This window comes from Pseudoalteromonas rubra (genome assembly GCF_005887115.1).
Taxonomy (GTDB): domain Bacteria; phylum Pseudomonadota; class Gammaproteobacteria; order Enterobacterales; family Alteromonadaceae; genus Pseudoalteromonas; species Pseudoalteromonas rubra_F.
The window spans coordinates 100484-113902 of the sequence record NZ_PNCJ01000007.1; the positions used below are offsets into that span (position 1 = coordinate 100484).

Below are 13419 nucleotides of genomic sequence, written 5' to 3' on the forward strand. Positions count from 1 at the left end.
CGCGCTCTCCAATTTTAGTAGCTTGACTTTTGCCACTTAGAAAACAGGCGCATAGCCCCTTTTTCAAGGCTAAGACTGACACCAATCCCGAGCTTTTCTGCCATGGATTTTTTCAGCTTAAAGCGCACCTGGTAAAGCTGGTGCGCCTGATTTAAATCTAACAACAGGTCGTCGCTGGTGCGAATTTCATCAACTAATGCAAACTCATGAGCATGGGTCGCCAGCCAGTGCTCACCCGTCGCCACTTTGTCTATATCCATATTGGGACGGTTGTCGCTGACAAAACGCTTGAACAAACCATGTGTGTGTTCAATTTCTTCACGAAACTTTTCGCGCCCTTTATCGGTATTTTCGCCAAACAGGGTCAGTGTGCGCTTATACTCTCCGGCCGTAATTTGCTCATAATCGATGTCATTCTTTTTCAGCAGCTTGTTGAAGTTAGGTAACTGAGCAATAACACCAATAGAGCCAACAATAGCAAACGGCGCTGCAATGATTTTATCCGCCACACAGGCCATCATATAGCCACCGCTGGCTGCAACTTTATCAACACACACCGTCAGTGGCAGCCCGACATCTTTGATGCGTTGCAATTGAGAAGCGGCCAGACCGTAGCCATGCACAACCCCGCCACCGCTTTCCAGATTAACCACAACCTGATCCTGCTTAGCATCTGCAATCGTTAAGATAGCCGTCACTTCTTCTCTGAGGTTTTCCACTTCATGGGCATCCATGCTGCCGCTAAACTCGACGACAAACACGCGCTTTTTATCTTCTTCAGCTTGTTCTGATTGCGCCTTTTTCTGCTGCTTTTGATGAGCTTTAAGCGCTTTTTTGTCCAGCGTCTGTGCCAGAAATTGCTCTTTTGCCTCGTCCAGACGTTTAGATAAATCGGTCAGCTCGATTTCACCAGACTGAGCACTCGGCTTGTGACTTGCTGCAACAATCATTGCGATGATTGCGCCAAGCGCAGCGACCAGTGTCACAGCCTTAGCCAAAAATAATCCGTACTCGTATAAAAATGCCAACTTTCTACTCCTGAAATTTAAGTAAAAAAAAGCCGCTGAAACAGCGGCTTTCACATAATCTCTTAAATGCGATTATTTTGCAATAACAGCATCGTTAGTGATCGGTAGCATCAGGCCTTGAGTTGCCAGGAAGGTGGCCAGCTGCTTCTGGATTTCCATCGTTGCTGCTGCATGACCTTCAGTAGTACCGCCCGAGCGCTCATCAAAGCTAGTGGTTAGCAATGAGCTATGGTGGCCCTGGCTGAATTTCACCACATAGCTACCCGGAGTGCCATCTGTAGACATCTGAGACTCACTCACTGGTGCCAGACCCATCAGAGCGGCCATCGGCAAGCTGCCCGACAGTGGGTTACTCTCAGTTGATGGTGGAATGACCTGGTCTTTCTTATTGCCGTTTTCACCACCTACAACCACACCCATGTACATAGGTGTACCCAGCGCTTTCACCGCGCCAGCATAATTTGCTGCATCGGCGCTGCCGAGCACACTTTGCGCAGCATAGGCAAACTGTGTCACAGTCGCATTAATCGCACCAAGTGCAACCGTATCACCATTCGCTTCTAGCTGAGCAGTAAAGGTCGAGTACGCACAGTTAGTAAACGCACCAGCATCTGTTGCAAACTGGCCACAGTCAGTAATCGCACCTTCTTGCATGTAAGCGTTAAATTGCTTAGATACAGCCAGATCAGTTGCAGCAGAAAGCACGGCGCTTTTCACAACCGGACCAAATGAAGCCGACTCAACCAGGAAGTTAGCAATGCCTGAACCACCGCTTGATAAAGCGCCTGCTTTTACATTAAACAAAGCATCTACTTGCTCATCCAACGGGGTGTTTGCCATCGCAATAAAGCCAGGGCCTACCACAGAACCCAACGAATGGCCGATGAAGCTTACATCCTGAGTATTAAACAATAATGGGACCGCTGTTGCCTGATTAATGTAGTTCAGACCCAGACGCAGACCCAGCAAATCAGCAACTGACTGGCGCAGGTTGTCGCGCGCTACCAGCAGTGACTGCAGATTCATGTAATGCAATACACTCTTGGTTGAGGCATTGAAATCATCTTCACCGTCATCATTGACATCGATACCACGATCACCATGCAACGGGTGGTCAATTGCCACTGTAGCAAAACCAGCCTGGGTTAACGCCAGCGTCAGACCCAGCATATCTTCTTTTTTACTGGTGATACCATGCTGCATAATTACAACCGGCCAGCCTGTTTCAGGGCGGTTGGTTTCATCCGTAGGCATAGTTATCTGAACAGGGATATTATTTGCACCCTGAGCCTTAGGAAGCGGATTATACCTGCTGACAAATCTCTGCTGATCCAGCCCAAAGTCTCTCAGCTTATCTTTGGACAAGGTTTTACATAGCTCATCGTTCGAGCCTGGTTCTGCGTCGGGATCTGTCCCGGTCACCTTCTTGTACTCTATGACAGCCAACGCGTTGTCACACTGTGCCTGCCAGTAGGTATCCGCCAGCGCTGTATCTGCAGTTGTTTGTGGCTCACCCAGGTAGCGAGGTAATACAATGTTGCCTTTAAGGTAGCGGACTGAACGATATAAAGGACGTACCTGCTCAGGTAAAGCATCTCCCAGTATATCGGCTACTGTCAAGCCATCCGCAGGTTGTTCACCCACGCTTAACACAGGTCTTTGCTCAGTTGTCAAAGAACCAGCCAACAACTGCTTAACCGCTCCCATCACTTCAAAAGTTGAGTGAGTGGTCATCGCAGCTGAATAAATGATTTCTTCCTTCGTCACTGTTCCCAGCGCCGCCACAGCATTTTCATAACTGTTGATCACACCCTGTAAGCTCTTCTGCGTAGGGGTTACCAGTGGCGTTTCTTGCTTAAGCAGCGTGTAGCTTGATGAAGGTGCAATACTGCCCGAACTGTCTTTTAAGCCCGTTGTTAACACCGTAATATAAGTTGTTGCCGACTTAAGCGGTTTCATTGGGATAACATTGATGCTCTTACCATCTGCCCCCAACTGAGTAACAAAGTCACCGGTTGGGCCGAATGTTAGTTCTGCAACAGCTTTACAAGCAATACCCGCAGGCACCTGAGCACACTCTTCAACGGTCTGGCTTGCGCCCATCACCACTTCAAAAATACGCACGGAGCCAGGTGTTGCAACACTGGCAGCATCAATTTCAACACCTGCTGGAACAGTTAAGTCAATGGCAAAAGGCATTTGCGTTGACCAGCCATCCAGTGCACCCAGAGCAAAAGATGGATCTGCATACTGAACACGCTGGAGATTAGGAACTCCGTCGCCATTGAGCTCTCCCGGGATATTGAGAGTGCCGTCTTTTGTGCCGTTAAACAGCAAATCGTTAGGCACGGAGATCACACCATTTGAAGGGTCGAACTTAATCGAGGCGCTGGGTGTTACAGCTGTGCTTTCTTGTTTTACATCGTCAAGTGTTTCACCGCCACCACAACCAGCTAAGGCTGCAGAAACTGCGAGTGAGAGTAGCATTTTTTTCATTTATTTGGCTCCGACATAATCTTATTATTATTCTTAGCCCTGAATCCAACTTAACTGCTTAATTTAGCTGATAAATTGAGCGATCAGAGAATATTTAGTTAAAACCTTTGCAAAAAGGTACTTAAAGGTAAATCTGCTTTTAATAAGACATTAGACCAGTTTAAGTTAACGCAAAGTGTAGCGTTTCGCCAGCCATATTTACAATAAATTCGATAACTTGGCTGTGGTATGTGGTAAAATATGCTGAAAATTTAGCTCAGAGGTTCAAAATGCATACTTATCAAGCAGCTGAGAATGCTTTAGAAAACAAAGTGATTTTGGTCACAGGTGCAGGCGATGGCATTGGACGCGTTGCCGCACTGACCTATGCCAGGCATGGTGCCACGGTAATTTTGCTGGGTAAAACCACCAAAAAACTGGAATGTGTTTACGATGAAATCGTTGCCGCAGGTGACCCACAGCCTGCCATCGTCCCTTTAGATCTGAAAGGTGCCACAAAACAACATTACCGCGACCTTGCCGCCACTATCGAACAACAATTTGGCAAGCTTGACGGACTGTTAAATAACGCCTCTATTTTAGGCTCGCTGGGCCCGCTTGAGCACTTTTGTGTTTCTACATTCGAAAATATCATGAAGGTGAACGTTACAGCACAGGCAATGATCACTAAATACCTGTTCCCGGTGATGCGCAAAGCGCCCAGTGCGTCTATTGTGTTCACCTCATCAGGCGTAGGTCGTCAGGGCCGCGAATTTTGGGGCGCTTACGCGATTTCTAAGTTCGCCACCGAAGGCATGATGCAAACCTGGGCGGCGGAAGTGGGTAAAACCAACATTCGTATTAACTGTATTAACCCGGGTGCCACTCGCACCAGCATGCGTGCTACCGCCTATCCGGGTGAAGATAAAGACAAGTTAAAAACACCAGAAGAGTTAATGCCAACTTATCTCTATCTGATGTCTGACGATTCAGCTCAGGTCAACGGTCAGTCACTCGACGCCCAACCTAGGTCATAGCCATTAAAAAAGCCGCGAAAAGCGGCTTTTTTAATTTATGTGTTAACGGCGCTTACTCTGTTTGAGACGCTGGTTGTGTTTGCTTACTGCCTTTCGAATGCGATTGATTTTAGCACGCTTATCTTTGCGCTTTTCAGGCATCACTGACAACTTAGTTTGCGTTTCGGGGCGTAAACCTACCGACTTGCGCAAATAGTTTACATCTTCCAGCTTGAGCTCTTCCCAGCCGCCCTGAGGCAAACGCTTGCTCAGTTCAAGCTTACCGTAACGCACGCGAATAAGACGGGATACTTCCAGCTCCTGTGATTGCCACAAGCGGCGCACTTCACGGTTACGGCCTTCCGTTAGTGTCACGTTAAACCACTTGTTCAGGCCCTCACCACCGCGAGGTACCAATTTCAGGAACTTTGCCGGGCCATCCTCAAGCTCTACGCCTTTTTTCAGATTACGCAGATGCTCGTTGGTAACATCTCCAAACACCCGAACTGAGTACTCGCGTTCTACTTCGTATTTGGGATGCATCAGGCGATTGGCCAGTTCACCGTCATTGGTAAATAACAGCAGACCTGAGGTGTTGATATCCAGACGACCTATGGCAATCCAGCGATCGCCTTCAATTCGTGGCAGGCGATCAAATACAGTGCGACGCCCTTCCGGGTCCTTACGTGTACACAGCTCGCCTTCGGGCTTATGGTACATCAACACACGGCAGATCCGCTCTTCCTGTTGCTCTACTTTAACAATATGTCCATCGACCCGGATCACGGCGTTTTCTTCTACGCGGTCACCCAGTTTAGCCACCTTGCCATCAACACTGACGCGGTTGCTTTCGATGTATTTTTCCATTTCACGACGCGAGCCAACGCCTGCGCGTGCCAAAACTTTTTGTAACTTCTCACTCATTCTGATGGTTCTCTCACAGAAGGATCATCTAACATCTGATCTAGCTTTTCGCCCTGTTGTGGCGGCAGCTCCGGGAGCATATCCAGCCCGTTAAGCGAAAAGTAGTCTAAAAATTGTCTGGTCGTTGCATACAATGCCGGTTTGCCCGGCACCTCTTTATAGCCCACCACTTTTATCCACTGACGCTCCAGCAAGCTCCTAATGATGTTAGAGCTGACAGTCACGCCACGCACTTGCTCAATTTCGCCCCGGGTAATGGGCTGTCGGTAAGCTATCAGAGCCAACGTTTCAAGTGTTGCACGGGAATACTTGGGTGCTTTTTCCTGCCACAAATTACTGAGCCAGGGACTTAAACTGGCACAAGCCTGAAAACGATAACCGGTGCCAACTTCAACCAGTTTGACGCCTCTGGTCTGATAGTGTTCACTCAGGGTATCCAGTGCGTCACGGAGCCGTTTATCAGATACATTGATATCCAGTAAAACGGTCTCTTTCAGTTGTTTACGCGATAAAGGCTTATCGGCAACGAATATGGCAGCTTCCACCAGTTCAACCAATTGTTCATCACTGATACGACGTTTCATGCAAGTAGGATAAGGCTAGTCTAAAGCGGCGTATTATGACAGAGCCCGCGTCACTCTTGTAGCTTTAATGACAAATAAATTGCACTGGCAGGAGTAGTCGCAGGCGCCACCTGTAAGCAATTAATTAACTGCTCCTTTAAAAGCTCCAGCATGGCGATAAACGTCACCACTACGCCGCTACGCCCTTCAGACAGAGTGAACAGCCGAGTGAATTCTACTGGTTCCGGATGTTCCGACAAAAACTGAAGAATTGCTGCCATACGCTCTCGGGTAGATAACACTTCGGCACTGATCTGGTGATGCTCAAAGGTTTTTGCCCGAGCCATGACATCACTGAGTGCCAGCAACAACTCTGCCATTTCTATATCCGGCAGGCGCGTCTGAGGCTCCTCGGACTCCTCCATCAAAGCACGAGCGACAAAAATCTCCCGATCAACACGGGGTAACTGATCTAAGTTCTCGGCGGCTGTTTTGAACTGCTCATATTCCTGAAGTCTTCTGACCAATTCCGCGCGAGGGTCTTCCTCGTCTTCCAGTTCTTCATGTACAGGTAGCAGCAAACGAGACTTTATCTGTGCCAATAAAGCCGCCATAACCAAATATTCTCCGGCCAATTCAAGCTGCATATCCTGCATCATCTCCACATACTGAACATATTGTTGCGTAATGCTCAGTATAGGTAGTTCAAGAATATCTAATTTATGGCGCTTGATCAGATACAACAATAGATCAAGGGGACCTTCAAATGTTTCCAGTATCACTTCCAGTGCGTCAGGAGGAATATAAAGATCCTCCGGCTTTTCCAGTACGGCTTCTCCATGTAAAAACGCCAGTGGCAGTTTCTGTTGGACTGGCTGGTCACTCATGATTATTCGAACGGGGCCGTATCGCCACAACCTCGGCGAAGGATCACCACCTCGTCGTCTGACATATCAATCACCGTGGTCGCCTGCTCGACCAGATAACCACCATGAATGATCAAATCAACGTGTTTTTCCAGACGCAACCGGATGTCTTCAGGATCCGACTCTGTAAATTGCTCATCAGGCAAGATCAGTGAACAAGACATCAAAGGCTCCCCCAACTCGGCCAGCAGAGCGGACGTGATAGGATGCTCAGTCACCCGGATCCCGATGGTTTTTTTCTTCTCATTGAGCAAACGCCGCGGTACTTCTTTGGTTCCTTTGAGAATAAAAGTGTACGGGCCAGGTGTATTGTTTTTGATCATCCGAAACATTTGGTTGTCGACACGAGCATACGTCGACAACTCAGATAAATCCCGGCACATCAGGGTAAAGTTATGGTGCTTTTCGATGCCACGGATGCGCTCGATACGCTCCTTGGCCTGCTTATTACCCAGGCTGCAGCCGATGGCATAGCCAGAATCAGTTGGATAAACTAACACCCCGCCCTGCTGAATGATATCAACGGCCTGACGGATAAGACGACCCTGTGGATTATCGGGATGAATATGAAAAAATTGGCTCACGCTGTCACTCCTCTGTCGCGCCCCAGAACTGCCAAACCCCTTGGCAATCTTTTGGTAAGTATAGGTTTTTTCCAAGATCCAACCAGTTTGTTGGATAATGAAAGTCAGATCCCTGGCTGGCCAGTAAGTTGTATTCACGACTCAACTGACCCAAAAACTGCCGCTCGGAAGGTGCTTGTTGAGGCTGTGCCACCTCCATCGCTTTTCCGCCGGCTGCACTGAATTCGTCCAGTAACTTTCTGAGCCACTTATTCGACATTTGATAGCGTCCGGGATGCGCCAGTACGCTTACACCGCCGGCACTGTGTATCGCCTCAATGGCTTGTGCCATGCTGCACCAGCTGCTGGGGACATAACCAATTTTGTTACGACCCAGATACTTCTTAAATACGCCCTGAATGTTTTTGGCGACGCCTCTGTCGACCAGCGCTTTGGCAAAATGAGCACGGGTAATTTCGGCGTTTTCGGCAAGCAATTGTGCTTCTTCGTATATGCCTTCATAGCCACGCTTAGCAAGCCGCGCACCGATCTCTTTGGCACGCTCTCGGCGCTTTTGCTGCTGACTGGCAAGTAGGGTGTTTAACGCATCAGCGTTTTCATCGATATTCAGACCAACGATGTGGATTTCGAAACTCTCCCATTTGGTTGAGATTTCTACGCCCGAGACCAAAGACAGGGGCAGCTGTTTATCTGCTATGTAAGTGCGCGCAGGGGCAAGACCAGCCACCGTGTCGTGATCCGTAATGGCCAGTACGTCCACTCCTCTTTCGGTTGCCCGTTCAAGTAAAGCGCTCACTGCCAAACGACCATCCGAAAAAGTACTGTGACTGTGTAAGTCGTATTTTATCAAACTCTCATAACCTCATAAAAATTTGCAGGTTTTAGTATATCATGTTCTTTAATGTCAGGTGTGTTTATCTCATGACACCAAACAACGAGATAGCAGCTTATTAGTCAGTCAAAATAACCATTTTTAGGTACACAGTGGATTTTTTCGACTTTGCCCTTGACACTTTAACCCTTAGTACGGTTTACTGTTGGCACTGAAATGACATAACGATGACTTAACAAATGAAAACACAAACAACTTTAAACATTTGGTGGTGGCACTCGTAATTTAGCGGGTGAATCGTTGTGCATGCAAGATTTTATAAACCCGCGCTAACCCCGCGGGTTTTTTTATAGATTTTTTTCGATTAATGATGAGTTTTAAAATGAGCAACAATACAGTAAACCTCACAGTATCTATGTCTTGGTGGTGGTGCCTGAATTAGCGGGACGGCATTGTTGTATCTAATAAACAGACCCCCGCAAGCAACCCGCTTACGGGGGTTTTTTTTAGCTTATTTTATAAAAATTACGAGGAATGAGGTGTGATTTTTAGTCATATAACGACACAACCCGGGGAAGTAACCAGCATTCGGTTACGGCGCGACTATATCGCCAGTCCCCTGTCTCTGTACGCAGCGCTGGACAAACCCAATTCGCTGTTATTGGAGTCTGCCGAAATAGACTCCAAGGATAATGTGAAAAGCATTATTCTGGTCGACACGGCACTGCGCTTTGAGTGCCAGGGTAAAAGCGTGATAGTCCGTGCTCTGTCAAATAACGGTGAACAACTGCTGCCCTATCTGGCACAGGAAGTCGAAAACTGTGATGTAGAACTAGGTAACTCAGTGCTGACCATTACTTACCGGGATACACCGGCAGATCTGGATGAATACGCGAAACTCAAGGCTGATAACGCATTCAGTGCGCTCAGAACCTGTATAAACCAAATAAAGTGCAACTCAGAAACACCGTTTTCGCTGTTTCTGGGTGGCGTGTTTGCCTATGATATGGTGGCCAACTTTGAGCAACTGCCCGACGTCGCCGATGGCGCCAACAGCTGTCCAGACTACGTATTCTACCTTGCTGAAACCTTGTTGATCATCGATCATCAGGCGCAAACTACAGAGCTAATCGGTAATGTGTTTAATGGACCTGATGTTCACGCCAATTGTTTTGAAGTCGGCCGCCAATTGGAAGTACTTAACCGGCAGTGCGATGATCTGCAAGCCTTTACGCCTGAACCAGTCAAAGGCCGTTGCGACGTGCATGTTGATATCAGCGACGAAGCGTATAAAGAGCAGGTTATCAAACTGAAGCAACATATCGTGGATGGCGACATCTTTCAGGTTGTTCCCTCCAGAACATTTACTTTGCCCTGTGCAAATCCTTTGTCGGCCTATATGGCGCTCAAACAACAAAATCCCAGCCCGTATATGTTCTACATGCGTGATGAGGACTTTGTATTATTCGGTGCCTCCCCCGAGTCTGCACTGAAATACTGCGAAAAAAGCAATCAGGTTGAAGTTTACCCTATCGCTGGCACGCGCCCACGCGGAAAATTTGCCGACGGTAGCATTAACCCGGATCTGGATAGCCGTATCGAACTGGAACTCAGAGACGACCAGAAAGAGCGCGCCGAGCATCTGATGTTAGTAGATCTGGCTCGTAATGATGTGGCGCGGATCAGCATACCGGGCACCCGCCACGCCAAAGAACTACTTAAAGTTGACCGCTATTCTCAGGTGATGCATCTGGTTTCTCGTGTAGTCGGTCAGCTTAAGCCAGATCTGGATGCACTGCACGCCTATCAGGCCAGTATGAACATGGGCACTTTGGTTGGCGCACCAAAAGTCAAAGCAGCTGAGCTGGTCAGACATACAGAACAGCACCGACGTGGCAGCTATGGCGGCGCGGTTGGCTACCTGACAGGCGATGGTGCAATGGATTCATGTATTGTGATCCGCTCAGCCTTTGTGAAAGACGGTCAGGCTCTGGTGCAGGCCGGAGCTGGCGTTGTCTATGACTCAACCCCGCAAGCCGAGGCCGATGAGACCCGCGCCAAAGCCAGCGCCGTGATCAAAGCAATTCAGTCGACTTATTCAGGAGAGCAGGCATGATCCCTAAGATATATTTTCTTGATAACTTTGACTCCTTCTCTTACAACCTGGTTGACGAACTGTCGCTCCTTGGCGCTGAACTGGTGGTGTATCGCAATCACCTGGACGCCGAAACGATTTTTGCAAAGATGGAACAAGAAACCGACCCGGTGATTCTGGTTTTGTCTCCGGGTCCGGGGGCGCCAAAAGATGCAGGCTGTTTACTTGAGCTGATAGCCCTGTGCAAAGGCAAATATCCCATGCTGGGGATCTGCCTGGGCCAGCAGGCACTCACGCAAAGCTATGGCGGCACAATTGGCCATGCCGGAGAAACAGTACACGGTAAGTCATCTCATATTTCTGTGACGCCACACCCTGTTTTTGACGGGCTGGGAAAATCGTTTCCGGTAGCGCGCTATCACTCACTAATGGCGACTCAGGTCCCCGAATGCCTTGAGGTCATCGCCCAGTATGAAGAAATCCCCATGGCGATTTTCCACCCGAATGATAAGGTGATCGGGTATCAGTTTCACCCTGAATCAATTTTAACCCCATGCGGCGCCCAGCTATTAAAGCAAAGCATCGCCTACCTCACTTCCCAGGAGTAGACATGGAAAGTTTAAATTTATTACTAGAACAAAAGTCGCTGGATTTTGCCGCCGCCACCGAGCTCTTTGGCGCCGTTATGCAAGGGCAACTTGATGAAGTACAACTCACTGCTGCTCTGGTCGCGCTGAAAATCAAAGGCGAAACAGCCGAAGAGATCGCTGGGGCGGCAAAAGCGATGCGCGACCATGCCATCGCATTTGATACACAAGGCCTGCTGTGCGCCGATAGCTGTGGCACCGGTGGCGATGGCACCAACACCATTAATGTCAGCACCACGGCGGCTATCGTGGCTGCGACCTGTGGCATACCTATGGTAAAACATGGCAACCGCAGTGTGTCCAGTAAGTCTGGATCTGCGGATCTGTTAAAAACGCTTGGCATTAATCTGGATATGGACCCACAGGCGGGCGCGCGATGTTTACAACAAACCAATTTTACCTTTTTGTTTGCGCCGCATTATCACACCGGCGTTAAACACGCGATGCCAGTACGCACTAAATTAAAAACCCGTACTCTGTTCAATATTCTCGGACCGCTGGCAAACCCTGCCAAACCTCAGGTACAGCTGCTGGGTGTGTATGATCCCAATTTGTGTCGCCCCATGGCCGAAACGCTGAATAAGCTGGGCACACAACGGGCGATGGTGGTGCATGGTTCAGGATGTGACGAAATTGCCTTACACGGCGAAACACAGGTGACTGAACTAAATCAGGGCGTGCTGACAGAATATACTCTCACACCCGAAGACTTTGGACTAAAACAGTACCCGCTCGATGCCATTGCCGGCGACACACCCGAGTTTAATGCCAAAGCGACGCGCGATATCCTGAGTGGAAACGGCGAAGAGGCACACAATGCGGCCATCATTGCCAATGTGGCCGCCCTGATGGTGATGACAAACAAAGCATCGGATCTTAAATCAGCCAGCGCCCAGGTTGCACAAGTACTGGCATCGGGACGTTGCTTAGAAAAACTTGCTGACATCGTGGAGGTCAGTCATGGCTAATGTGTTAGAAAAAATTGTTGCAGACAAAGAAGTCGAAGTCGCGGCAAGAAGGCAAGCTCGCCCTCTGGCTAGCTTTATTGAGCAGATAGCGCCAAGTGATCGTGATTTTTACGGCGCACTGAGCCAGCCCGGTACGCAATTCATCCTGGAGTGCAAAAAGGCCTCGCCGTCGAAAGGTTTGATCCGTCAGCATTTCGATCTGGACGAGATCACCAACGTCTATGGCCGTTACGCTTCTTGTATCAGTGTACTAACCGACGAAAAGTACTTTCAAGGTAGTTTTGACTACCTTAGCTATGTGCGCACTCAGGTTGCTCAGCCACTCATTTGCAAAGACTTTTTTATTGATGAGTATCAGGTTTATCTTGCCCGTTTAAGCGGGGGTGACGCCATCTTACTCATGCTATCCGTGCTTGACGATGCGCGTTACTGTGCACTGGCAGAGTTGGCTCACAGCCTGAACATGGCCGTACTGACTGAAGTGAGCAACGAAGAAGAAGTACACCGGGCATTAGCACTGGACGCAAGATTGATTGGTATCAACAATCGTAACCTCAGAGACTTGAGTACCGACCTGGCCACCAGCGAGCGTTTGCGCAAGTTGATCCCTGACGATAAAACCGTGATCTCTGAGTCTGGTATTTACACGCATACCGATGTAAAGCGACTGGCCCCTATCTGCAACGGCTTCCTGGTCGGCAGCTCGCTGATGGCGGAGCAGGACCTGGAAACAGCCTGCCGTAAGCTGATCCTCGGAGAAAACAAAGTGTGTGGCCTGACCCGCAGCCAAGATGCCATTGCTGCCTACGAGGCTGGCGCCGTATATGGTGGGTTAATTTTTTATCCCAAGTCACCACGCTATGTAGACATCGACTGCGCAAAAGCCGTTGTAGACAGCGCACCGCTAAATTATGTGGGTGTCTTTGTTGATGCACCGCTTGATCAAGTCGTCGAACATGTCCGTATCCTTACACTCAGTGCAGTACAACTACACGGCACTGAGTCACAGACTTATATCGAACAATTGCGTCAACAACTGCCCGTTAACTGCCAGATCTGGAAAGCACAAGGGATCACGGACCGCCTGCCAGAACCATTACAAGGCGTCGACAAACACTTGTACGACACTAAGATAAAAGGTCAGATTGGCGGTACAGGACAAGTATTTGACTGGCAATTACTAAGCAATACATCCGGCGAATTTATGCTGGCGGGCGGCCTGAGCGCAGACAACTTAACACACGCAACCTTCCTGGGCGCAGCCGGATTCGACTTGAATTCTGGTGTGGAAAGCAGCCCTGGCAAAAAGTGCGCAGATAAACTGAACAAAGCTTTTAACACAATTCGTAAATACTGAGGTG

Annotated in this window: 12 protein-coding genes; 5 read left to right on the forward strand and 7 right to left on the reverse strand. The window is 48.8% G+C overall.

Going from position 1 to position 13419, the window contains the following annotated elements; genetic code table 11:
* Positions 1–14: 14 nt before the first annotated feature.
* Positions 15–1028: a protease SohB gene (gene sohB / locus CWB98_RS04350; RefSeq protein ID WP_138543750.1), complete on the reverse strand. Its 1014-nt coding sequence runs from the start codon at positions 1026–1028 to the stop codon at positions 15–17.
* Between the two features lie 72 nt (positions 1029–1100).
* Positions 1101–3524: a VolA/Pla-1 family phospholipase gene (locus CWB98_RS04355; RefSeq protein ID WP_138543751.1), complete on the reverse strand. Its 2424-nt coding sequence runs from the start codon at positions 3522–3524 to the stop codon at positions 1101–1103.
* A gap of 269 nt (positions 3525–3793) precedes the next feature.
* Here CWB98_RS04355 and CWB98_RS04360 point away from each other — a divergent pair, with 269 nt between their 5' ends.
* On the forward strand, positions 3794–4540 hold the full coding sequence (locus tag CWB98_RS04360) for a YciK family oxidoreductase (RefSeq protein WP_138543752.1): 747 nt from the start codon (positions 3794–3796) through the stop codon (positions 4538–4540).
* 42 nt (positions 4541–4582) lie between these two features.
* Here CWB98_RS04360 and rluB read toward each other — a convergent pair whose 3' ends face one another.
* The 5 genes from rluB to rnm are packed head-to-tail and all read right to left on the reverse strand — an operon-like array spanning position 4583 to position 8366.
* Positions 4583–5443: a 23S rRNA pseudouridine(2605) synthase RluB gene (rluB, locus tag CWB98_RS04365; RefSeq protein ID WP_138543753.1), complete on the reverse strand. Its 861-nt coding sequence runs from the start codon at positions 5441–5443 to the stop codon at positions 4583–4585.
* Complete coding sequence (gene scpB, locus CWB98_RS04370; protein WP_138543754.1) at positions 5440–6027, reverse strand: SMC-Scp complex subunit ScpB; 588 nt, start codon at positions 6025–6027, stop codon at positions 5440–5442. The genes rluB and scpB overlap by 4 nt, the downstream gene beginning before the upstream one ends.
* Positions 6028–6077: 50 nt before the next feature.
* On the reverse strand, positions 6078–6893 hold the full coding sequence (locus CWB98_RS04375; RefSeq protein WP_138543755.1) for a segregation and condensation protein A: 816 nt from the start codon (positions 6891–6893) through the stop codon (positions 6078–6080).
* Between the two features lie 2 nt (positions 6894–6895).
* Positions 6896–7516 carry an L-threonylcarbamoyladenylate synthase gene (locus CWB98_RS04380; protein ID WP_054013870.1) on the reverse strand — a complete coding sequence of 207 codons (621 nt, stop codon included), beginning with the start codon at positions 7514–7516 and terminating at the stop codon, positions 6896–6898.
* Between the two features lie 4 nt (positions 7517–7520).
* Positions 7521–8366: an RNase RNM gene (rnm, locus tag CWB98_RS04385; protein WP_138543756.1), complete on the reverse strand. Its 846-nt coding sequence runs from the start codon at positions 8364–8366 to the stop codon at positions 7521–7523.
* Between the two features lie 523 nt (positions 8367–8889).
* On the opposite strand from rnm, the gene CWB98_RS04390 reads away from it, so the two are divergent.
* Genes CWB98_RS04390 through trpCF form a run of 4 tightly spaced genes read left to right on the forward strand, consistent with a single transcriptional unit; the run spans position 8890 to position 13415 of the window.
* Positions 8890–10464: an anthranilate synthase component 1 gene (locus tag CWB98_RS04390; protein ID WP_138543757.1), complete on the forward strand. Its 1575-nt coding sequence runs from the start codon at positions 8890–8892 to the stop codon at positions 10462–10464.
* Positions 10461–11051 carry an aminodeoxychorismate/anthranilate synthase component II gene (locus CWB98_RS04395; RefSeq protein ID WP_171045407.1) on the forward strand — a complete coding sequence of 197 codons (591 nt, stop codon included), beginning with the start codon at positions 10461–10463 and terminating at the stop codon, positions 11049–11051. Before CWB98_RS04390 ends, CWB98_RS04395 begins: the two co-directional genes overlap by 4 nt.
* A 2-nt stretch (positions 11052–11053) precedes the next feature.
* On the forward strand, positions 11054–12058 hold the full coding sequence (gene trpD / locus CWB98_RS04400) for an anthranilate phosphoribosyltransferase (protein WP_138543758.1): 1005 nt from the start codon (positions 11054–11056) through the stop codon (positions 12056–12058).
* Positions 12051–13415 (forward strand): bifunctional indole-3-glycerol-phosphate synthase TrpC/phosphoribosylanthranilate isomerase TrpF, encoded by a 1365-nt coding sequence (trpCF, locus tag CWB98_RS04405; RefSeq protein ID WP_138543759.1) that lies wholly within the window; start codon positions 12051–12053, stop codon positions 13413–13415. Before trpD ends, trpCF begins: the two co-directional genes overlap by 8 nt.
* Positions 13416–13419 lie beyond the last annotated feature (4 nt).